This is a genomic window from Myxococcus sp. AS-1-15 (genome assembly GCF_020037055.1).
Classification (GTDB): Bacteria; Myxococcota; Myxococcia; order Myxococcales; family Myxococcaceae; genus Myxococcus; species Myxococcus fulvus.
In genome coordinates, this window is sequence record NZ_JAIQDF010000006.1 from 338908 (window position 1) to 360299 (window position 21392).

Below are 21392 nucleotides of genomic sequence, written 5' to 3' on the forward strand. Positions count from 1 at the left end.
GAGCTACTCCGTGCGCTTGAAGTCGTCGGAGCGTACGCCGTAGCGCTTGAGCAACCGGTGGAGACTTTCGCGCTCCATGCCGGCGCGTTCGGCGGCGTGGGTGACGTTGCCTCCGAACTCCTGCATCAGCGCGGTGAGGTACTCGCGTGACACGGTGTCGCGCGCGCCGTCCACGGCCTCGCGGTAGGGCAGCTTCGCGAGGGACTCGGTCGTCGCGCGGACACCCGGGGCGGTGTTGGCCGCGCGGGGCGTGGTCAGCACTTCCGGTGGAAGCTCCTCGGGAGTGATTCGCGTGCCTTGCGCCACGGCCACCGCGCGCGCCACGGCATTCTCGAGCTGACGCACGTTCCCGGGCCACTCGTAGGTGGAGAGCGCGCGCAGCGCCTCGGGCGTGAAGCTGTCCACCTCGGGACGCCCGGCGCGGGCGAGGAAGTGCATCGCGAGCAGCGGGATGTCCTCGCGTCGCTCTCGCAGCGAGGGCAGGCGCACCGTCACCACGTTGAGGCGGTAGTAGAGGTCCTCGCGGAAGCGGCCCGCGGACACCTCGGCGGACAGGTCTCGATGCGTGGCGGCGACGACGCGCACGTCCACCTTCACCGGCGTGGTGGTGCCCACGCGGCGGACCTCCCGCTCCTGGAGCGCGCGGTTGAGCTTCACCTGCACCGGCAGCGGCAGGTCTCCAATCTCGTCGAGGAAGAGCGTGCCGCCGTGGGCCTCCTCGAAGAGACCGGGCTTGGCCACGGTGGCGCCGGTGAAGGCGCCCTTGGCGTGGCCGAAGAGTTCGCTCTCCACGAGCTCCGCAGGCAGCGCGCCGCAGTTCACCGCGACGAAGGGCTTCGAGGCGCGGGGGCTCTCGCGATGCACGGCGCGCGCGGCGAGTTCCTTGCCCGTGCCGGTCTCTCCGGTGAGGAGCACGGTGAGGTCCCTGGCGGCCACCTGGGACAAGAGGCCGTGCAGCGCGCGCATCGCGGGGCTCTCACCGAGCATGCCGTGGAGGCCGGGGGCCACCGCGAGGCGTGCCTTCAGGGACGAGACCTCACGGCCCTGGCGACGCTTCTCCAGCGCGCGGGCCACGACGAGCGCGACCTCGTCCGGGTCGAAGGGCTTGGAGAGGTAGTCGTAGGCGCCCTCCTTGATGGCCTCCACGGCCTTCGGGATGCTCGCGAAGGCGGTGACGAGAAGGACCTCTGTCTCGGGAGCGCGGCGCTTCACCTCGCGCAGCACGGCGAAGCCATCCGCGCCCGGCATCTGGATGTCGGTGACCACCACGTCGAAGTCGCGCGAGGCGAGACAGGCGAGGGCCTGCTCTCCATCCGCGGCCTCCGTCACGGCGTAGGCGTCTCCGAGCATGCGCGAGAACAGCTTGCGCATGTTCTCCTTGTCGTCGACGACGAGGACGGCGGGCTTGTTGGAGGAGCTCATGACATGGCCTCCCGCTCCGCGGACACGGGGGGCAGGCGGAGGGTGAAACGTGCGCCGCCGAGGGGACCGGTGTCGGCCTCGATGCGGCCGCCGTGGGCCTCGGCGATGGCCTGGCTCACGGCGAGGCCCAGTCCGGTGCCCGTGGACTTGGTGGTGAAGAAGGGTTCGAAGAGGCGACGTCGGTCCTCGGGCTTCACGCCCGGGCCGGAGTCGGAGACGGCCACGGTGGCGCCGCCATCCTGGGAGGGCGCGATTTGGACCTCGACGGTGCCGCCGTTTCCAGCGGCCTCGGCGGCGTTCTTCACGAGGTTGAGGAGCACCTGACGCAGTCGCGAGGGCTGCGCCCAGACATTCGCCGCGCCCTCCACGCGCACCTGGACCTGGCCGAGTCGCTCGGCTTCACGGAGGCGGGCCACGACGTCCTCACACGTCTCCCGCAGGGGGAGCTGCTCCACGGGGCCCTGGCCCGGACGGGACAGGTCGAGGAGTCCCTCGACAATCTGCTGACAGCGCACCGCCTCCTCCTCCACCACTTTCAGGTCCTCCGCGAGGGCGCCCTCCGCCTTGCGTTGGAGGATGCGCACATAGCCGAGGATGACGCCGAGCGGGTTGTTGATTTCGTGGGCGACGCCCGCGGCGAGCCGGCCCACGCTGGCGAGCTTCTCGTGTTGGACGAGCTGGGCCTGATGGGTGCGGAGGGCTTCGGTCATGCGGTTGAACTGCGCGGCGAGTCGGCCGAGCTCTCCGGGGTCGTCCTCGGGGATGCGGGTGTCGAGGTTGCCTTCGGCGAGCCGAGCTGCGCCCTCGGAGAGGCGGGCGACGGGGCGGGCGACGGAGTTGCCGATGTAGATGCCGACGCCGACGGCGAAGAGGGTGGCGCCGCCGAGCAGGAGCAGGGCCCAGCGGAAGCTGGTGTGCTCGACGGCGGCGACGTGCTCCTCGAACGAGCCGATGGAGGTGTCGAAGCGGCGCGCGAGGGCCTCGGCGCGGGCCTGGATGAGGGAGACGCGCTCGAGCGCACGGCCGTGGGCAGAGGTGACGGTGGCGTGGTCCTTAGCGAGGACAGCGGGGAGGAGGGTTTCCCGATAGAGGCGGTCCAGCGCGTCACCGTTCTCCTGGATGTCCGCCACCCAGGCGCGCTCCTCGGCGTCCTGAGCCTGCTCGCGGAGCTTGCGGGTGAGCTCCTCGACGCGGGCGCGCGACTCCTCGTGGAAGTGAACGTGGCTGGCGTTGCCGAGGATGATGGTGTGGGCCAGGTGGGCGTACTGGTCACGGACGGCGGTGGCGAGTTCGAGGGCTTCGCGGACACGGCCTCCGGCCTCGCGCAGCTCGTGGGAGCCATCGTGGATGTCCGCCAGCCGGGCGAGCGCGAAGCCCGAGGCCGCGGTGAACAGCGCCACCAACGCACCGAAGGCGAGCAGCAGCTTGCGAGTCGTGGAGCCGGAGGTCGGAAGCATCGCGCTCTATATAAGGGAGAGCGGGGTCGTGTGGGCGGGATGGATGTCGCGGCTCGAGGAGGGGCGTCGAGCATGCGGGCGCTCTCGCGGAGAGATTCTCCCTGTCGGCGCGTGCACAGTCTGAAGCATCCCACCCTTGAGGTCAGCTCCCGGACGGACCACCTGGGGTAGAATCCACGTGGTCGTTTCCTGCGCCGGGGGGGCACAGCGATGACGTGGCCGACCATCCGGGTCTGTGCGCTGTCCTGCGCCCTGCTGGGCTGTCCCGAGGTGCATCGGCGTGACGGGCTCGTGGACCGGGCCGCGCACAGGGACTCGCTGGAGAACATCCCCACGCGGTGCACCAGCAAGGAACGTGAGCTGTATTGCGGCGGCAAGGCACCGGACGACCCCGAGTGCATCCAGCACTGTGGTGAGCCCGAATGAACTGGCGCTCTTTCGCAGGCCTGATAGCCGCGCTGCTGCTTCCCCTGCCGCTCGTCCTTCTCTTCGCGAGCGCACTGCGCACCGAGCGCACGGAATCGATTCACGGTCGTCAGGTCAGCCCAATCCTCTCCGAGGAGGTTCGCGGTCAGCTCAGGACCTACCACCGCAACTGCCGGGACAGCTCCGGCTGCGTGCCCCCCCTCGGCTGCCTCATGGATGCGCGCGCGCATGCCCAGTACTGCGCCGACAGCCAGTGCCTCGCGGATTCGCAATGTCCAGACGGACAGATCTGCCAGCTCCTCGCAACGGAGGGCGATGGGCCCTTCGTCCGGCACTGTCTCCCTATCGGCCTCCGCGGCGAAGGCGAACCCTGCGTCAAAGTCCCAGCCACGCTCGAAGAGGCCTGTGCCCGTGGCCTGACCTGCGGCGGCCGAACCGGCTTCTGCGGACGTCCCTGCGCGCCCACCTCTCCCAACGACTGCGGCTCGGGCTTCTTCTGCGCGGACACGCCCCCTGTCCCCGTCTGTCTCCCTTCATGCGAGCAGATCACCTGCCCCGAAGGGCAGCACTGCATCCGGCACGAAGAAGGAGCCTCCGCTTGTGCTCACGTCTTGGGACCTCAGTGCCAGACCACCCCATGCCCTCACGGACAAACCTGTCGAGTCATCCAAGCGCCACAGCAGCCGGACCGCATCTGGTCCGAGTGTGAGCAGCGCTGCGGCGACCGCTTCCCTCCCTGCCCCGACGCCCAGGTCTGCGACGGCTGGTCCTGCAAACAGCCTTGCGACCCCAAGGGCCCCAACACCTGTGACGAGGGCTACCGCTGCTTCCAGCGTCGTCCCTCCAGCCCCTGGATCTGTCACCCCGACTGGTGACCCGAGTCATCAGGTGATGCCCGTCGTCATCGCACCGTGCTCACTCAGCACCGTGCACGAGCATCCCAAACCACTGATTTCCCACGGGAGGTAACGCCCCGCCCCGCGCGCTCCTGAGTGGCACAGCTCCTGCTCAATCCCCCCACAGGTCGCGCAACGCAGCGCCCGCCCCACTCCCCCGAGGCCGACATGTCCATCGCCATCCAGAACCGATCGCCCCTCCCGCGCACGTCCTGCCTCGAGCCCACCTCCTCCCTCCCCCAGTCCACTCCGACGCCCCGCGCCGGCAATGACGTCCAGCGCAAGCTCCAGGCCGACTCCTTCGAGCAGGGCGACCTCGCGAAGCTCCAGGCCCAACTGTCCCAGCTCCTCGGCGGACTCACGCAACAACTCCAGTCGCTCGGTGTCCAGGCCCCCGCGTCCCTCGGCGGTGAAGCACCTCCCGCACCCGCGAGCATCTCCGCCCAGAAGCCCTCCGCGCCCAGCCTCGCCGCCAAGACCGCCGAAGCCCCGCGCACCCACCCCACCAGCGACGCGGGCCCCGGTTTCGGCGCGCCCTCCGCCGGCTCCACCGTGCCCGCGCCCGTCGACCAGCCGTGGCTCGCCAAGAACAACGTCGGCTCGCCCTACAACAGCAACATCCAGTTCATCGACCCGGGCCAGAAGGACCAGTTCAAGTACACCAACACCTTCACCAACAGCACGAACCAGCCCCAGACCATCACCCTCTGGAACAAGACCGGCGAGCACGGCGGCCCCAACGACGGCCAGCACTTCGACAAGAGCACGCCCAAGACCTTCACCCTCCAGCCCGGCCAATCCCAGCTCGTCGCCTTCGACACCAACACCAGCGTCGCCTGGTGCGTCTCCAAGGACGGCACCGCCAACCCCAGCGCCAACTACGGACAGACCTGGGGCGAGGCCTCCTTCGGCCACGCCGCCACCGGCTGGAGCGGCTACGACACCAGCCAAATCAGCCCCGCCGGCCACCAGGGAAAGATGTCCATCTCCAACCAGGCCACCGGCGCCAAGGTGACAGAGGCCAACGCCTGGCAGACGCCCTCCGACAGCCCCGTCGGCCGCGACGTCGGCGTCCCCGCCGGCCCCCTCCACCTGTCCACCGTCTTCAGCTGAGCCGCGCCCTCGTCACCCAGGCAGCTTCGACAGGAACGACAGCAGCGCCGCGTTCACCTCCGCGGGCCGCTCCTGCGGCGCCCAGTGCCCCGCCTCCGGGATGACCCGCACCTCCGTCAACCCCGGCACCAGCGCCTTCATCGGCTCGAGCGGCGCCAACAGGCGCCCCGGGTCCTTCTCCCCCGTGATGAACAACGCGGGCTGCTCGATTCGCGCCGTCGCCAGCTCGGGCAGCTCCTCCCAGTCCCGGTCCATGTTCCGATAGCGATTCAAGCCGCCTCGGAAACCACTCCGCTCGAACTCCCCCGCGAAGTACGCGACGTCCTCCTCCGAGAGCCACGCCGGCAACGACGCGGGCGGCGGCGTGAGGAAGCCATCTCCAGGCTTCTTCGCACGCACCGCCCCCGCGCCCAGGTCGAAGCCCGGCTCCCCCGCCAGGATCGTGCGCATCGTCCGGGGCACGTCTGCCTCCAGCTCCGCCTCCGCGACGCCCGGCTCCTGGAAGTACAGGATGTAGAACCACTTCCCCGCGAACGCCCCCTGGAAGAGCTGCGTCGGAGGCATCGGCGTGCGGCCCAGGTGCGGCACGCTCATCCCGACCACCGCGCGGAAGCGCTCCGGATGCAGCGCCGCGCACGTCCACGCCATCGCCGAGCCCCAGTCGTTCCCCACCACCACCGCGCGCTCCTCGCCCAGCGCATCGAGCAGCCCCACCGCGTCGGCGACCAGCTGCTTCATGCTGTACGCCTCGACCGCCGCGGGCCTGTCGCTGCGCCCATAGCCTCGGATGTCGGGCGCCACGGCGTGATACCCCGCCGCCGCGAGCGCGATGAGCTGGTGCCGCCACGAGTACCAGGACTCCGGCCACCCATGCAGCAGCAACACCAGCGGCCCCGTCCCCGCCTCCGCGACGTGAAGCCGGATGCCGTTCGTCTCCAACGTGCGATGCGTGATGTCGCTCATGTCGACTCCTCCTTCGGTTCACTTCCGCCTCGGCGCCGAGGCCTTGGATGACTCGCGCGGACACGGCCGCCCTGCCCCGCCCACTCTTGCCGAGCAACACCCCCATGTCATTCCCCTTGCGCCCCCACCGGCCCGCGAGCATGAGAGCCCACAGGGGCGCCACCCGCGCCCGCTCCCGAGGAGTTCCTTCCGAATGACGACGCGCTTCAAGAACCTGGATGGCAGCGGCCCCCAGCCGTTCGGCACCGTCTTCAAGTGGGCAGTCGCCGACAAGCTCGCCGGCCGTCGCCGCAAGTCCCCCGACCACGCCCCCGTGCCTCGCGTGGAGCCGGACCTCACCCTGCTCCACACGCCCCCGGCGCCAGGTGAAGGCGCGCGGCTGACCTGGCTGGGCCACGCCAGCTGGCTCGTCCAGTTGGACGGCCTGTCGCTCCTCATCGACCCCGTGCTGCGCGACGCCATCAACGTGGTCATCCGCCGCAACGTCCCGCCCGGCGTTCCCATCGACCAGCTACCGCCCATCGCCACAAGCCTCGTCTCCCACAACCACTACGACCACCTGGACCTGCCCACCCTCCTCGACGTGGGCGCGCCCATCGTCACCGGCCTGGGCCATGCGCCCGTCTTCAAGGGCACGCGCCTGGGCGTCACCGAGCTCAACTGGTGGCAGTCCACGAAGGTCGGCCCCGTCACCGTGCACTTCGTCCCCGCCCAGCACTGGAGCCGCCGCGGCCTCAACGACGCCAACCAGATGCTCTGGGGCGGCTTCGTCGTGGAGGGCTCCACGGCCCGCGTCTACCACTCGGGCGACACCGCCTGGTTCGACGGCTTCGCCGACATCGGCAAGCGCTTCCCCGGGCTCGACGCCGCGCTGTTGCCTATTGGCGCGTACGACCCGGAGTGGTTCATGAGCCGCCAGCACATGAACCCCGAGGACGCGGCGCGCGCCTACGACGCGCTCGGCGCGAAGCGCTTCCTCGCGATGCACTGGGGCACCTTCAAGCTCACCGATGAGCCGCTCGACGAGCCGCCCCGCCGCCTGGACACCGAGTGGAACCGCCGGGGCTGGCCGCGCGAGGACCTGCACGTGTTGCCGGTGGGAGGAACGCTCACGGTGCGCGCCGGTTGAATCACACCGGAGCCTGTGCTGTGGAAAGCCCATGCTCCTCGCCACCGCCCTGTCCCTGGCGCTCACCCAGGCGCCGCCCCCCCTCACCACCGTGTCCGAGCAGAGCGGCTGGGTCCGCACCGGCCGCTACTCCGAGGTGGAGGCGCTCTGCCGCGCCTTCCCCAAGGCCTTCCCCGGCAAGGTGCGCTGCGACACCTTCGGCACCACGCCCGAGGGCAGGCCCATGCTCGCGCTCGTCGCCAGCGCCGACGGCGCCCTCACCCCCGCCGCGAACAAGAAGAAGAACCGCCCCGTCGTCTTCTTCCAGGGCGGCATCCACGCGGGCGAAATCGACGGCAAGGACGCGGGCTTCGCGCTGCTGCGCGACATCCTGTCCGGCAAGACGCTGCCCGGCGTGCTCAAGGGCGTCACCGCTGTCTTCGTCCCCGTCTTCAACGTGGACGGCCACGAGCGCTTCGCCCCCAACCACCGCCCCAACCAGGTGGGCCCCGAGGAGATGGGCTGGCGCGCCACCGCGTCGAACCTCAACCTCAACCGCGACTACGTCAAGGCCGAGGCCCCGGAGATGGTGGCCCTGCTGCGCTACCTCCACACGTGGGACGCGCTCGTGTACGCGGACCTGCACGTCACCGACGGCGCCAAGTTCCAGCCCGACGTCTCCGTCGGCATCGAGCCGCAGCAGTCGGGGCCCCAGGCCCTGCGCCCCCTGGGTGTGAAGCTGCGCGAGGAGCTCTTCCAGGAGCTGGAGAAGGAGGGCCACCAGCCGCTCGAGTTCTACCCGTCCTTCCTCGAGGACGACGACCCGGCCTCCGGCTTCGCCTACGGCGTCCCCACGCCGCGCTTCAGCCACGCCTACGCCGCCGCGCACCACCGCTTCGGCGTGCTGGTGGAGACCCACTCGTGGAAGCCCTACGCCGTGCGCGTGAAGGCCACGCGGGACGTCGTCGCGGGGCTGTTGCGCCTGGTCTCCCGGGACGGCGCCTCGCTGCTCGCCGCCGTGAAGGCCGCCGACGCCGAGGCCCAGGCCGGCAAGGTGCGCGACGTGGTGCTCGCGTGGAAGAGCACGAAGAAGAGCCGCGTCCTCCCCTTCAAGGGCTACGCCTACGAGCGCGGGCCGTCCGAGGTCTCCGGCCAGACGTGGATTCGCTACGACGACACGAAGCCGCAGGTGTGGAACGTGCCCTACTTCGACACCGTGGAGCCCGCGCTCACCGTGAGCATGCCCGCGGGCGGGTACGTGGTGCCGCCCGCCCACGCGGCCTGGGTCGCCGAGAAGCTCACCACCCACGGCCTCACCTTCCAGCGCCTCACGCGCGCCTCACCCGCCACCGACGTGGAGGTCTTCCGCGCCACCGAGCTGAAGTGGGGCACACAGTCCAACGAGGGACGCCAGACGCTGTCGGTCAAGGGCGCGTGGGAGAAGCAGTCGCGCGAGCTCCCCGCGGGCTCGCTGTACGTGCCCAGTGCCCAGCCCGGCGTGGAGCTGGTGGCGCACCTGTTCGAGCCCTCGGGCTCCGACTCACTGCTCGCGTGGGGCTTCTTCAACCCCCACTTCGAGCAGAAGGAATACATCGAGGACTACGTGCTGGAGCCCTTCGCCCGCGAGCTGCTGGCCAGGGACGCCGCCGTGAAGGCCGAGTGGGACGCGAAGCTCAAGGACCCGGCCTTCGCCAAGGACCCGCGCGCCCGGCTGCGCTTCTTCTACGAGCGCCACCCCGCCCGCGACACGCGGCTGCGCGTCTACCCCGTGGTGCGCACCGCCGCCGCGCCAACGGCCTCGCGCTGAGACACGACGGCCCCGGAGGCAGGTGAGCCTCCGGGGCCGGGGTACTTGCTTCGACCCGCTCCCGAGTCACCCCGGGAGCGGGCCACCTCCCACGCCGGCCCCCGCCTCACGACGAGGGGCCGACGCGCGGAGGGGCTGCATCAGCCGATGACGCCCTCGCAGGCGCAGAGGCTCGGGTTGCACACCGTGTTCGACGGGCAGCCGCCGCAGTCCGGCTTGCACGCGCACGAGCAGGACGCCGCGTCCGGCTGCGCGGTGGGGCCGCAGTTCAGCGTCGTCGTGTCACACGCGCAGGCGCACACGTTCGGGTCGAACTTGTAGCCCGCCGCGCACGTGGCCGTCTGGACGCACGAGCAGCTGCACGTCGCCGTGTTGCACGACTCGTACGTGCCGCACGTGCCACCGCAGTCCGGCGCGCACGTGAAGGAGCACACCGCCGGGTCCGTGTTGCAGACCTGGCCCGAGGCGCCGCCGCCGCCGCAGTCCGACGGGCACTCGCACTTGTCCGTGGTGCGGTTGCACGACAGCTTGCCGTCGCAGTAGTCGGCCTCGGTCGCGTCGTAGTACGGGTCATTGCGGCACGGGGGCGGCACGCCGTTGGGGTTCGTCGTGCGGTCGCTCCAGTAGCGGTAGGAGACCGCGGCCTGGGTGTTGTCCGCCTGCGGGCGGCAGCCACCGAAGAACGACAACGTGCGGTTGATGCCGTCCACGTCGAAGCCGTGGGTGCGGCTGCGCGGCAGGTCCGCCGGCGTGGGGCACGTGGTGGGGTTGGCCACCGCGCCCACGGACACCTTCACCGAGGCGCCGATGGGCGGCTGCTGCGTGCGGTGACCCACCGACGCGATGACGCTGTCCACGATGCCGTTGATGGTCGTGGTGATGGAGCCCGCGTTGCGGATGGAGCCCACCACGCCGCCCGTCGCCTGGATGATGTCCAGGTGCTTCGGGTTGCGCGGGTCCTCCTGCGGGTGGCACCAGGTAGACGTGTCGTTGGTGGCCAGCTCCGGCGGGCAGATGATGCCGTGGACCTGGATGACCTGCCCCAGCGGGTTCCTCGTGGCCGCCGTGGTGCCCGTGCCCTTGAAGTACTGCTCGAAGATGGCGATGGAATCCGTCGAGTAGTCATGCGTGTCCGTCAGGATGACGACCACCACCTTGGCGCCGGGGCGAACCTTGGACGGGGACGACGTCCCGTCCGGCGCGAGCGGGCCGTTGAGCGCGGCCCGGGCCGCGTCCATCGGCTTCTCGCTCCCCCAGCCCTCCACGTTCACCCAGCAGCCCTGGTTGTTCGAGCACGTCGTGGCAGGAGTGCCAGCCGGGATGGTGACCCCGGAGCACTGCCCCCCGCTGCACGTGCTGTCGCTCGTCAGCCAGGCGCGGAACTGGTTCATGTTCGTGGTGAAGCCGCGCACGACATTGCGGTTGGCGTGGTTGCTGGCCGTGGAGGTGTAGCTGGTGGTGACCATCGCCAGGCGCCAGTCCAACGTGGAGTTGGACAGCTTGTTCGCCACGGCGGTGGCCGCGTCGGCCAGCGACTGCTGCGAGTCGCGCATGGAGCCGGAGTCATCCACCACGAACAGGAAGTCCACCACCGCCGCGCGCGTGCTGAACAGCTCGCACTGCACCGCGTCCGCGTCACCGAACTGCGCCAGCGACGAGCCGCCCGCCGTGTCCGTCAGGGCGAACAGGCTGCCGTTCTCGTTGTAGCGGGACGTGGGGGTGATGGCGAGCACCACCAGCACGCTGTCGTTGGAGCGGTGGACGTACTGGCCCTGCAGGGTGAACGGACCGGTGATGCCCGCGGTGCCCGCGAGCGAGCCCGTGCTGTTGGGCACCATCGAGCGCACCAGCGTGTTGGTGAGGGCCTTCAGGTCCTGCGTGCCCGCCAGGGTGTAGCGCGCCGACAGCGCGGCGTAGCCATCCCAGGTGGTGAACGTCTGCGACACCTCGCGCGCCGCGGTGTTGAACGACGCGCCGCGGATGGCGGCCTCGTCGCCCGTGGGCGTGGTGGAGCCGCCCGCCTGGCCGCGCTTGTACGCAATCACCGTCACCTGCCGGGTGTCGTCCCAGCCGATGACGCCCACCGTGGAGCCCGCCACGGTGATGTTGGTGAGGTTGGCGTCCTTGAAGGTGGCCGGCAGCGCGAGCCGGATGTCCGCGCCGTTCTCCTCCTTGAAGGTCACCGGGCGCAGGTTCGACGCGCGGCACGCCTGGCCCGCGGGGGTGTTGGGCGCGCCGTCCGCCGGGTTGTTCGGGTCCAGCTCGCCCGGGTCCACCTGGCCGTTCTGGTTCGCGTCCTCGGCGCCGTCGGCGATGCCGTCACCGTCCGAGTCGGGGTTGTTGGGGTTGGTCGTGCTGGAGGGCTGCGCGTCGCCGGAGTAGCCGCAGTCCTTGCGGGGCGCGTTCGCCGTCGTCACGCCGCGCTCCAGGCCGTCGCGCAGACCATCGCCGTCCGTGTCCGGGTTGGTGGGGTCGGTCTCGTTGCCGTCCACCTTGCCGTTGCCGTTGGCGTCCTCGCCGAGGAAGCCATCGCGGCCCGGGCCGTCCTGCAGGCCGTCGCAGTCCGTGTCCGTCAGGCGCGGGTCGGTCTCGTTCGCGTCCACCTTGCCGTTCTTGTTCTCGTCCTCGACGCCGTCGGGCAGGCCGTCGCCGTCCGTGTCCGCCTTGTTCGGGTCCGTGCCGGTGGCGATCTCCACCGAGTCCGGGATGCCGTCGAAGTCCGCGTCGGGGATGGAGGCGGCGCAGTCGCGCACCTTCGGGTCCGTCTCACCGGGGTCCACCACGCCGTTGCGGTTGCGGTCCTCGTCGCCGTCCGCGCACGAGTCGCCGTCCGTGTCGGGCTTGAGCGGGTCGGTGCCCATCTGGATTTCCAACCCGTCCTGCAGGCCGTCGCCGTCGGTGTCGCGCTTGCGCGGGTCCGTCTCTCCGGGGCTCACCGTGCCGCTCTTGTTCGCGTCCTCCACGCCGTCGGGGATGCCGTCGCCGTCCGAGTCGATGGCGTTGGGGTCCGTCTCACCCGGGTCGCGGCGACCATTGCGGTTGGTGTCCTCCAGACCGTCCGGGATTCCGTCGCCGTCCGTGTCCGCCTTCACGGGGGAGGTGCGCGAGTCCGGGTCCAGGTCCGCGCGGAAGGAGCAGTTCGGATCAATGCTGCTGGTGCGGCCGACCTCGACGCCGTCACGGATTCCGTCGCCGTCGGTGTCACGCAGGCCCGGGTCCGTCTTCAACCCACCGGGATAGACGTTGGCGAACTCCTCCGCGTCCGTCAGGCCGTCGCAGTCGGAGTCCTTGGTCGGGTTCTTCGTGTCGTTCACATCCGTGGGAACACGACCCGGGTCCGGGTCCGGGTCCGGCTCGACGCCCGCGTCCTCCGGCGGCGGCGGGCCCGCATCCGTGCCACTGTCCGGGTTGTTCGTCCCGCCATCGTCTGTGTTGTCGGGAGGGTTGGGGTCGGGGTCAGATCCACCGCAGCCGGCCAGCAACGAAGCTGACACGAGCACGCAGGCGATGAGCCGGGTGAGGGGCTTGCGCATCATTCGACTCCAGGGCCCTGACTCCGGGGGGGTATTGGATGAGCCAGGGGGAATCCGAAGTCTATGAAGAGTCGGGCCCTCGGGTCAGCGTCTATTCCCCTGCGTACGAGTTTACCGTCGCTCTTCGTATGCTCTCTGTTCACCGTCATGGACGGATTGCCGCGTGACTGTTTGCGAACAGTGTTCGCGCCCTGGGAGGCGTCGGTTATCGTCTCTTTCGTGCCTGTCTTCGGTCTCGCGGCGTTGTGGAATGGAAGGGCCTCGCCCGAGCTCGCGGCGGCGGTGGTGGAGGGCTTGGGCAAGCTGTTGCCTACCGCGCAATCGATGCAGCTCGTGGTGGCGATGCAGGCCGAACAGGCCGGCGTGGAGCTGAAGGTGGAAGCGCCGGGCTATCCGCGCGCGTCCGTCGAGCAGCTCGCGGATGAGGTGAAGAAGAGCGGCGGGACGTTCGTGGAGTTGTGGCGTCTGCCCAAGGCGGAGCGGGATGCGTTCCGCAACACCACCTTCGCGAAGGGGCGCACGTTCGGAGGCGACGAGCGCGCCCTGGCGGCGCGCACGCTGGCGCAGCACGTGAGCGCGCTGGCGACGCGGCCGGAGCCCGCCGCGGAGCCCGCGACGCCCCCCGCGCCCGCGCCCGTCGCGACGCCGGAGTCGGAGGAGGACCCGCGCAAGGTGCCCGCGGCGCCGCCGGGCAGCCCGCAGCGGCGGGGACGGCGCTTCGCGGTGCGGCTGGAGCTGGCGTTCCGCACGGAGCTGGACTTCGTGCGCGAGCACGCGCTCAACATCTCCAACGGCGGGTTGTTCGTGCGCACCGCGCACCGGCCTCCTCCCGACAGCGTCGTCACGGTGGACGTGACGTTGCCCAACGGCGAGCACCTGCAGGGCGAGGCGGTGGTGGTGCACGTGGTGGATGACCCGTACAACGGCGGCGTGGGACTGGCGTTCCTGAGCGACGACGCCACCTTCTCGCGGACGCTCGACGGCTATCTGGCGAGCCTGGTGGGCGGAGCGGGATAGGGCATGGACGTGGGGGGAGAAGAGCACTGGCCGCGCGACTGTGGTCGCTTCGAGCTGCTGTCGCGCCTGGGGCGCGGCGGGATGGCGGAGGTGTTCCTGGCGCGGGTGAAGGAGGGGCCGCGCGCGGGGGAGCAGGTGGCCCTCAAGCGCGTGCGTCCCGAGCGCGCGCATGACGACGAGGCGCACGAGCAGCTGCTCCATGAGGCGGAGCTGGCCAGGTGCCTGCGCCATCCGCACATCGTCGGCTTCGTCGAGTACGGGGAGCTTCGCGACGGCGGCTATCTGGCGCTGGAGCTGGTGGAGGGGCCGGACCTGGGGCGGGTGCTGGCGCAGTGCCGCAAGCGGCGCATCGAGCTGCCCATCGACATCTCGGTGCTCATCGTCCGGCAGGTGTTGGAGGCGCTGGCGCATGCGCACCAGGCGACGAGCACCACGGGGCGTCCGCTGGGCGTGGTGCACTGTGACGTGTCGCCGCACAACGTGCTGCTGTCGCGGACCGGTGAGGTGAAGCTGGCGGACTTCGGCGTGGCGCGCTCGCGGGCGGGGATGACGCTGGACGCCCGGCGGCTGGGCAAGCAGCACTACCGCTCGCCGGAGCTGCTCGCGGGCGAGGTGTCCGTGGCGGTGGACCTGTGGGCCACGGCGGTGTTGCTGTACGAGCTCTTGTCGTTGGAGTCGCCCTTCCCCTCCGGGCCAGGAGAGGAAGTGGAGTCCGCCATCCGGGGCGCGCGGGTGAAGCCCGTGCGGCTGCATGTGCCGGAGGTGTCGGACGCGCTCGCGTTGGTGTTGGACCGGGCGCTGGCGCCCCACCCCGCGCAGCGCTTCGGCTCCGCGGAGCAGTTCGCGCGGGCGCTGTCCTCGCTGACGGATGACCGCGTGGCCACGCCCCTGGCCGTGGCCGCCGTGGTGCGCGGCCTCATGGGCCCGGGGGCTTGAGGGCTCAACGCCCGGTTACTGCAAGGGCAGCGTTCCCTGTGGCGTCCCCGAGCGTCCCACGTCGACGATTCGCTTGAGGAAGCGCTCACGCTGGGCGGCGTCATCCACGTTGATGACCCAGTCCGCGGCCTTCGACAGCACCAGCTCCGCGGCGCCGACAGCGGCCTGATGGCCTCGCGTCATCACGTAGGCGATGAACAGGGGGCGCTTGTCCAGGTTCGCGCTCCGGAACAGCTCGCGGAAGGCGAGGAACTCCTGGCTGATGTCTCGCAGGTCCTCTTCGAGCTGCGAGCGAGTCCCGACGATGGGCTCCATCAACAGCAGTTCCTGTCGCCCCTCGACGAACTGCGAAATCTCCTGGGCCGCTTTCGCATGCGTACTCGGCAGGAGGCTGGGTGAGTAGCGCCGCTGGACGAACTGGCCCACCTGCCACTGCTCGAGGAAGCGTTGCCCCAGCGTGTCCCGGTGAGGTCCTCGTGGCACGGTCTCGCGGGCATCAGCCTCGTTCGCGGGCTTCTGGGGGAGCAGATGCTTCTCCACCCAGGCGCGAGGATTCGTCACCTCCTGGGGCAGCAGAAGCTCCTCTCCGAGCCGGGCCAGCGGGCTGACCTCTCCCGAGGGGAGGTCGAAGCGCGTGGGGCTGGCCAGCGCATCGAGGATGGCCAGCATTGCGAAGTGCGACTTGCGTCCGCCGATACAGCCGGGCGCGGGCAGCCACGGGGAGCGCGCGAACTCCACCCGGGCTCCGCTCTCCACGAGCGCACCAATGGTGACCTTCGCCCCCGAGAAGGGGTCCGGCACGTAATGTACGAGACGGATGCGAGTCATCACCGGATTGCTCCAACCACCTGGATGTAGCGCTCGACGAGCTGTGTGGCCTGCTCCATGCGCCTGGAGAGCGCCGAGAACAGTAGGTCGCTGCCCGACTCCCCGACAAGCATGCAGCTTTGCTGGACGCATTGCCGCAACATGACGGAGCCCGCCAGCTCGGCTGCCCTCTTCGCGGCCTTGTAGGCGCCAACCTCCAGCAGCCCTACAGGAAGGCCCCGGGCCAGATTGGGCTTTTCTGGAATCGACAGGCCCGCATCGGAGAAGTCCTGGGGATAGCCCACCAGCGAAGCCCCAGCGTCGATGGCCCACGCCCAGACGTCCAGCTCATCCCCCATCGAGGTCAGGAGGATGTTCTTCGCATGGCGGTCATGGTTGTGGATGAGCGCATCGAGCGTGAGCATGGCCCCGAGTCCTTCCAGGTTCTTGACGAAGTGCGCGTGCGCACCATTCCAGTGCAGCGGCGAGGAAATCAGCGCGCTGAGCCACCCCACCTCCGTGCCCGGGCCCTTGAAGAAAGCCCCGTGAGGCTGCGGAACCCCCAGCGCGTTGCCCAGGTACCAGCCGACGAGCTCCGCCAGCAGTTCCTGCCAGCCCATGTCGACCTTGCGCACCCAGGGACGGCCGAGCGGGTCCTTGAAATAGTCCGCCCCGCTGGTGTGCTCCACTTCGACATGGGCGACATGCATGCCGCCCGTGACGGTCTCGAAGCACACCTCGACGCCGGCATCCCCGAGGAGGTCTTTCGACTCGCGCATCTGCCCCACCCCCATGGAAACAGCCCACCACCAGGACTCACGCGAGTCGGCGCACCTCGGCGAACGGAATCCCCAGGTCGCCCTCCACCACCAGTCGGCTGCGGCCGCCGCCCTGCTTCACCACGCGCACCTGGACGCCGATGCGCTCGGCCAGCCCCGAGACGTGGGAGATGATGCCCACCTGTCGGCCCGTCGCCTGGAGCGCGTCCAACGTCGCCAGCGCCACCTCCAGCGTCTCCGGGTCCAACGTCCCGAAGCCCTCGTCGATGAAGAGCGTCTCCACCTGCGTCGTCTCCGACGACAGGGAGGCCAGCCCCAACGCGAGCGCCAGTGACACGAGGAAGCTCTCGCCTCCAGACAGGCTCGCCACGCCGCGCACCTCGTCGCCCATGTCCCCGTCCACCACCTGCAGGTCCAGGTCGTGCCCCGGTACCCGCATCAGGCGATACCGTCGCGCCAGCTCCTGAAGATGCGCGTTGGCGTGGAGCAACAACGCGTCCAGCGTCAGGCTCTGCGCGAAGACCTTGAAGCGCTTGCCGTCATGCGAGCCGATGAGGTCTCCCAACACCTTCCACACCTCACCCGCCCGCCGCAGCTCCGCCAGCGCCTGCGCCTCGCTGCCGTGACGCGCCCGCGCCGCGTCGTCCGCCTCCAGCTTCGCGCGCAACATCGCCTCCGCCCGACGACGGACCTCCACGTCGTCGCGCAACTGCGCCCGCGCCGCGGAGGCCTCCTCCTCCGACAGGCTCGGCGGTCCACCCTGCTCGTGGGCCGTGTGACGCTCCCGCCGCTCGTCGCGCACCGCGCGGGCCTGGGCCTGCGCCTCGCGAAGCACCGACAGCGCCCGGGCCTCCGCCTCACACCAGGCCGCGTCGTGCGCGAGCAGCGCCTTCACCACGTCCAGCGAGAGGCCCTGCGCCGACAGCCTCCGCTCGAGTTCCATCCGCGCGGCCTCGCGCGCTTCCAGTGCGCTCGCGAGGCCGCGCACGGCGTCCTCCAGGCGCGCCAGGGTGACGCTCTCCGCCTGTCGTGAGGACTCGGCCGCCACCCACGCCTGCTCGTATGCGGCCATGGCGGCGTCCAGCTTCGCTCGCAGCTCCGCGCGGACCTCCTGCGTCGGACGGCCGCCGAGCAGCGCCGCGCGGGCCCGGGTCGCGTCCGCGCGCGCCTGCTCCTTGAGCGCCGCCCGGGCCGCGTCGTCCTCGACGCGCCGGGTGCTCGCCTCCAACTGTCCCTGCGCGCGCGCCCGCTGCTCCTGCTCCTGCTTCTCGAGGGCCTTCGCATCCTCGACGAGCTTCTCCCGCTCCTTCCACATGGAGACGCGCTTGCCGCACTTCTGACGGAAGTCCGCGGGCGCCGCCTCCAGCTTCGCTTCCCACCCCACGTCGGACGCGAAGATGGGCCCCACGTCCGCGAGCACCTGACGCACCACCACGTCGGCGGCCTCGACTCGCGCCAATCCCTCACGCAGCGCGCTCTCCGCTCGCGTGAAGGCTTCTTCCGCGCGGCGAAGCGCATCGACGGCGACCTCGCGGCGGGAGCGCTGCGTCTCGAGCGCCGCGCGGGCCTCGCGCGCCGCGCGCTCCAGGCCTTCCGCGGCCTCCTCCTCCGACTTCAATGCAGCGAGCCGCGCCTGGACTCGCGCGACCGTGGACTCCAGCCAGGTCCCGGCCTCGACCGAGGCGCCTGCCTCCGGAGGCATCGCCGCGCCGGACGGCTCGGTGGACGACGAGCCTTCAACCGGAGACCCGTCGCGCAATGGCTCAACTCGCCGCCACTGCTCACGACCGCGCCCCCAGGCCGCGCCGTGCTCCGCGCACTGGGCCTTCGCGCTGTCACGCCGCGACTCGGACTGGGACATCCGCGCTCGCGCCTCGGCCTGCCTCGCGCTCGCCGCCACCTCCGCTCGCGAGCACTCGGCCCGCTCGGACTCCAGCGTCTCCACGCGCGTGGCCGACTGCGCCACCAGCCCGTCGAGCGCCGGCAGCTCGTGCCGATACGGATGCTCGGTCGCGCCACACAGCGGACACGCCTCGCCCTCGCGCAAGAGCGCCCGCTGCGCCGCGTGGCCCTGCGTGGCCTGCGCCACCGACAGCGCCCGCCGCGCCTCCTTCAGCGCCGCGTCACCCTCCAGCCGACGCTCCGCCGCCTGCCGCACCTCCGCCGACGCGGCCTCCACCTCCCCACGCGCCGCCACCGCCTCCTGCTCCGCCCGTCGAGCCTCCGACTCCGCCGAGCACAAACCCTGTCGCGCCGACTCCAGCGCCCGCAGCGCCTCCCGCCTCGCCAGCAGCGACTCGCGCAGCACGCGCCGCTCCACCGCCGTGCCCTCTCCCAACGCGGCCTCGGCATGCGTCGCCGCCGCCTGGGCCCGCGCCTCGGCCTCCGCCGCCGCGTCCCGCTCCCGCGTCCTCAGTCGCGTGGACTCCCGCAGCCGCTCCACCTCCGCGCGCTGCGTCTCCACCTGCGTCCGCGCCGCGCTCCCCTCCCCCAGCGCCACCTCGTACCGCTCCAGCTCCCGCTGCCAGCGCGGCCACTCCTTCGCCAACGCCTCCCAGTGGGCCTTCTCCACCAACCACGCCCGCGCCGCTTCCCCCTTCGCCCGCGCCTCCTCCTCCCGCGCCGCGACCTGCTCCAACGTCCCCCGCGCCTTCGCCTCCTCCTCCCGCGACGCCTTCGCCCGCACCCGCGCCTCGTCCGCGTCGCGCGCCGTCGCCTCACACCGCGCATCCAGCGCCGCCGCCTCCTCCAACGCCGGAGTCGCCTCCTCCTGCGCCGTCCGAGCCGCCGCCCGCGCCTCCTCCGCCCCCTTCAACACCCCCACCGCCTGGAAGGCCCGAGCCCTCGCCGCTTCCACCTCCTCCGCGCGCGCTCGCCGGGCCGCCTCCGCGTCCTCCCATCGCCGCCCCGCGACCTCCGCCGCCGTCACCACCTCCCGGAACGACTCCGCCGCGCGCACCTCCTCCAACTTCCTCGCCCGTGGCGCCGCCTCCTCCAGCGCCTGCGCCGCCCGGACCTCCTTCTCCTCCGCCTCTCGAAACGCCCGCACCAACGCCGAGCGCTCCGCATGCCACGCCGCCGCGCCTTCCGCCTGCTGGAGCCGCGTCTCCACCTCCGCCCGCGCGCGCGCCTCGTCGACGAGCCGCTCCTCCGCCGCCCCGCGCTCCTGTGCCTCCATCAGCACAATCGCCGCCAGCCCCTGCTCCCGCTTCGCCAGCGCCTCCTGCTCCGCCTTGTTCTTCTCGTGCGCGCGGATGGACAGCCGGCTGTACACCTCCGTGCCCGTCATCCGCTCCAGCAGCTCCGCGCGCTCGCTCGCGTCCGCCTTCAAGAAGGCCGCGAACTCTCCCTGCGCGAGCAACGCCGAGCGGCGGAACTGGTCGAACGACAGCCCCAGCCGCTCCTGGATGGCCACCAGCACCTCGCTTTTGGTGCGGCCGAACTGCTGCCCCGAGGCCACCTCCGTCAGGCTCATCTCCTGCGGCCGGAACCGGCCCTCCGCCCGCCCGCGCGCCCGCCACACGTTCCACCGCGCCCGGTAGCGCTTGCCGTCCTTCCCCTGGAAGTCCACCTCCGCGAAGCCCTCGGCCGCGCCCCGCCGCAACATGCCGCGCACGTCGTACGCCGACAGCCGCGCCTCCTCCTCCTCGTCCGCGCGCCCCACCGGCACGCCGCCCCGTCCCCCCAACCTCGGCGTCCGGTCGAACAACGCCAGACACAGCGCATCCAGGAGCGTGCTCTTGCCAGCCCCCGTCGCACCTGTAATCGCGAACAGCCCCAGCCGGTCGAGCGGAGGCCGGTCCAGCTCCAGCTCGAAGTTCCCCGCGAAGCTCGTCAGGTTGCTGCCCCGGATGCCGAGGACCTTCATGACGCGTCCTCCTGCACCTGCGTCAGCAGCGTGTGGAACGCCTCCAACAACCCCTCCGTGGGAGGCTCCTCGTAGTCACGCGCATACCGCGCCCGGAACACGTCCTCCGGCGTGCGCTCACGGAGCGACAGCCCCGGCCGCGCCTCCGCCAGCGCGCCGCCTGTCCCCGTGTACGCGGGCGTCAGCTTCACCAGCCGCGCCGCGCGTCCCTCGAGCGCCTTCTCCACCTTCAGGCGCAGCGCCGGCTCGGGCCGGGGCAACGAGACGCACACCTCCAGGTAGGGACGCCGCCAGTCCGGCACGCCCTCCTCCATCGCCGGCAGCGCCTCCAGCAACCCCACCACCTCCTCGAGCGTCGCCGCGTCCCGCGCGGGCACCCGCACCATCTCCGCCCGACGCGGCACCGGCACCGACTCCACGCCCTCCAGCACCCCGTCCTTCAACTCCACCACCAACACCTGATGGCGATAGTTCGCCTCCGACAGCGACAAGGGCAACGGAGAGCCGCTGTAGCGAACGCCCTCGCGTCCCCCCACGCGCTGCGCCTTGTGCAGGTGCCCCAGCGCCGCGTACGCGACGTCCTCGGGGAACAGCTCCACGGGCAGCGCGTGCTGATTGCCGCCGAGAATCTTCCGCTCGCTGAGCTCCGACAGCTCCGAGCCCGTCATGTAGCAGTGCCCCATGGCCACCAGCGCCTGCCCCGGCCGACGCCGGAGCCGCGCCGCCTCCAGCACCTCCTCGTACACCGCCCTCACCCCCGCCACGAGCCGGTCCCCGACCTCCTCACGCACCGGCGGCAGGTCCGAGGGCCGCAGGTACGGCACCGCCGCCACCCACGCGCCCACGTGCCCCTTCGCGTCGTGCACCGGCACCAGCAGCCGCTCCAAATCCAAGACCCCACCCGCGCGCGGCAGCCCACCCACCACCTTCACGCCCAACGCCGCGAACAGCGGGTCCGGCGCATCCAGGCGCGCGGCCGAGTCGTGGTTGCCACCGATGACCACCACGTCCAGCCGGGGCAGCCGCCGGCGCGCCTTCGCGATGAACTGGTACCACGCGGCCTGGGCCTCGGCGCTGGGGTTGGCGGTGTCGAAGATGTCGCCGGCCACCAGCAGCGCGTCCACCGCCTGGGCCTCCAGCGTGTCCAGCAGCCACTCCAGGAACGCGCCGTGCTCCGCCTCGCGCGAGACGTCGTACAGCGTGTGTCCCAGATGCCAGTCCGACGTGTGCAGCAAGCGCATCCCGCGTTCACCCTCCCTC

Annotated in this window: 14 protein-coding genes; 6 read left to right on the top strand and 8 right to left on the bottom strand. The window is 71.2% G+C overall.

Going from position 1 to position 21392, the window contains the following annotated elements; all coding sequences use genetic code 11:
• Positions 1 to 3 precede the first annotated feature (3 nt).
• Positions 4 to 1422, bottom strand: coding sequence for a sigma-54 dependent transcriptional regulator (locus K8625_RS19265; RefSeq protein WP_223783524.1), 1419 nt, complete (start codon positions 1420 to 1422; stop codon positions 4 to 6).
• On the bottom strand, positions 1419 to 2879 hold the full coding sequence (locus K8625_RS19270; RefSeq protein WP_223783525.1) for an ATP-binding protein: 1461 nt from the start codon (positions 2877 to 2879) through the stop codon (positions 1419 to 1421). Before K8625_RS19270 ends, K8625_RS19265 begins: the two co-directional genes overlap by 4 nt.
• 210 nt (positions 2880 to 3089) lie before the next feature.
• On the opposite strand from K8625_RS19270, the gene K8625_RS19275 reads away from it, so the two are divergent.
• Both K8625_RS19275 and K8625_RS19280 read left to right on the top strand, forming a co-directional pair.
• Positions 3090 to 3305, top strand: coding sequence for a hypothetical protein (locus tag K8625_RS19275; protein WP_223746054.1), 216 nt, complete (start codon positions 3090 to 3092; stop codon positions 3303 to 3305).
• Positions 3306 to 4369: 1064 nt separating this feature from the next.
• Positions 4370 to 5314, top strand: coding sequence for a hypothetical protein (locus K8625_RS19280; protein WP_223783526.1), 945 nt, complete (start codon positions 4370 to 4372; stop codon positions 5312 to 5314).
• Positions 5315 to 5326: 12 nt separating this feature from the next.
• Here K8625_RS19280 and K8625_RS19285 read toward each other — a convergent pair whose 3' ends face one another.
• The gene (locus tag K8625_RS19285) at positions 5327 to 6277 is read right to left on the bottom strand and encodes an alpha/beta fold hydrolase (protein ID WP_223746052.1); all 951 of its coding nucleotides are present in this window, start codon (positions 6275 to 6277) and stop codon (positions 5327 to 5329) included.
• Between the two features lie 193 nt (positions 6278 to 6470).
• Between K8625_RS19285 and K8625_RS19290 the strand changes: the two genes are divergently transcribed.
• Both K8625_RS19290 and K8625_RS19295 read left to right on the top strand, forming a co-directional pair.
• The gene (locus K8625_RS19290; protein ID WP_223783527.1) at positions 6471 to 7406 is read left to right on the top strand and encodes an MBL fold metallo-hydrolase; all 936 of its coding nucleotides are present in this window, start codon (positions 6471 to 6473) and stop codon (positions 7404 to 7406) included.
• Between the two features lie 31 nt (positions 7407 to 7437).
• On the top strand, positions 7438 to 9192 hold the full coding sequence (locus tag K8625_RS19295; RefSeq protein WP_223783528.1) for a M14 family zinc carboxypeptidase: 1755 nt from the start codon (positions 7438 to 7440) through the stop codon (positions 9190 to 9192).
• Positions 9193 to 9332: 140 nt separating this feature from the next.
• Here the strand turns inward: K8625_RS19295 and cglD are convergent, their stop codons facing one another.
• Positions 9333 to 12725 (bottom strand): adventurous gliding motility lipoprotein CglD, encoded by a 3393-nt coding sequence (gene cglD / locus K8625_RS19300; RefSeq protein ID WP_223783618.1) that lies wholly within the window; start codon positions 12723 to 12725, stop codon positions 9333 to 9335.
• A 219-nt stretch (positions 12726 to 12944) separates the two neighbouring features.
• Between cglD and K8625_RS19305 the strand changes: the two genes are divergently transcribed.
• Both K8625_RS19305 and K8625_RS19310 read left to right on the top strand, forming a co-directional pair.
• Positions 12945 to 13742 carry a TIGR02266 family protein gene (locus K8625_RS19305; RefSeq protein ID WP_223783529.1) on the top strand — a complete coding sequence of 266 codons (798 nt, stop codon included), beginning with the start codon at positions 12945 to 12947 and terminating at the stop codon, positions 13740 to 13742.
• A 3-nt stretch (positions 13743 to 13745) separates the two neighbouring features.
• A complete protein-coding gene (locus tag K8625_RS19310; RefSeq protein ID WP_223746048.1) occupies positions 13746 to 14678 on the top strand; it encodes a serine/threonine-protein kinase in 933 nt (310 codons plus the stop codon).
• 15 nt (positions 14679 to 14693) lie between these two features.
• Here K8625_RS19310 and K8625_RS19315 read toward each other — a convergent pair whose 3' ends face one another.
• Genes K8625_RS19315 through K8625_RS19330 form a run of 4 tightly spaced genes read right to left on the bottom strand, consistent with a single transcriptional unit; the run spans position 14694 to position 21373 of the window.
• On the bottom strand, positions 14694 to 15506 hold the full coding sequence (locus tag K8625_RS19315) for a hypothetical protein (protein ID WP_223746047.1): 813 nt from the start codon (positions 15504 to 15506) through the stop codon (positions 14694 to 14696).
• Positions 15506 to 16264, bottom strand: a complete 759-nt coding sequence (locus K8625_RS19320; RefSeq protein ID WP_223783530.1) for a hypothetical protein — start codon at positions 16262 to 16264, stop codon at positions 15506 to 15508. The genes K8625_RS19315 and K8625_RS19320 overlap by 1 nt, the downstream gene beginning before the upstream one ends.
• A 37-nt stretch (positions 16265 to 16301) precedes the next feature.
• Positions 16302 to 20132 carry an AAA family ATPase gene (locus K8625_RS19325; RefSeq protein ID WP_223783531.1) on the bottom strand — a complete coding sequence of 1277 codons (3831 nt, stop codon included), beginning with the start codon at positions 20130 to 20132 and terminating at the stop codon, positions 16302 to 16304.
• The gene (locus tag K8625_RS19330; protein ID WP_223783532.1) at positions 20129 to 21373 is read right to left on the bottom strand and encodes an exonuclease SbcCD subunit D C-terminal domain-containing protein; all 1245 of its coding nucleotides are present in this window, start codon (positions 21371 to 21373) and stop codon (positions 20129 to 20131) included. Before K8625_RS19330 ends, K8625_RS19325 begins: the two co-directional genes overlap by 4 nt.
• Positions 21374 to 21392 lie beyond the last annotated feature (19 nt).

Bases quoted from the DNA above. Each gene is read 5' to 3' on its own strand.
- cglD (WP_223783618.1), bottom strand. From the start codon at position 12,725: ATGCGCAAGCCCCTCACCCGGCTCATCGCCTGCGTGCTCGTGTCAGCT.
- K8625_RS19315 (WP_223746047.1), bottom strand. From the start codon at position 15,506: ATGACTCGCATCCGTCTCGTACATTACGTGCCGGACCCCTTCTCGGGG.
- K8625_RS19270 (WP_223783525.1), bottom strand. From the start codon at position 2,879: ATGCTTCCGACCTCCGGCTCCACGACTCGCAAGCTGCTGCTCGCCTTC.
- K8625_RS19280 (WP_223783526.1), top strand. From the start codon at position 4,370: ATGTCCATCGCCATCCAGAACCGATCGCCCCTCCCGCGCACGTCCTGC.
- K8625_RS19275 (WP_223746054.1), top strand. From the start codon at position 3,090: ATGACGTGGCCGACCATCCGGGTCTGTGCGCTGTCCTGCGCCCTGCTG.
- K8625_RS19290 (WP_223783527.1), top strand. From the start codon at position 6,471: ATGACGACGCGCTTCAAGAACCTGGATGGCAGCGGCCCCCAGCCGTTC.
- K8625_RS19310 (WP_223746048.1), top strand. From the start codon at position 13,746: ATGGACGTGGGGGGAGAAGAGCACTGGCCGCGCGACTGTGGTCGCTTC.
- K8625_RS19330 (WP_223783532.1), bottom strand. From the start codon at position 21,373: ATGCGCTTGCTGCACACGTCGGACTGGCATCTGGGACACACGCTGTAC.
- K8625_RS19295 (WP_223783528.1), top strand. From the start codon at position 7,438: ATGCTCCTCGCCACCGCCCTGTCCCTGGCGCTCACCCAGGCGCCGCCC.
- K8625_RS19285 (WP_223746052.1), bottom strand. From the start codon at position 6,277: ATGAGCGACATCACGCATCGCACGTTGGAGACGAACGGCATCCGGCTT.
- K8625_RS19325 (WP_223783531.1), bottom strand. From the start codon at position 20,132: ATGAAGGTCCTCGGCATCCGGGGCAGCAACCTGACGAGCTTCGCGGGG.
- K8625_RS19320 (WP_223783530.1), bottom strand. From the start codon at position 16,264: ATGCGCGAGTCGAAAGACCTCCTCGGGGATGCCGGCGTCGAGGTGTGC.
- K8625_RS19265 (WP_223783524.1), bottom strand. From the start codon at position 1,422: ATGAGCTCCTCCAACAAGCCCGCCGTCCTCGTCGTCGACGACAAGGAG.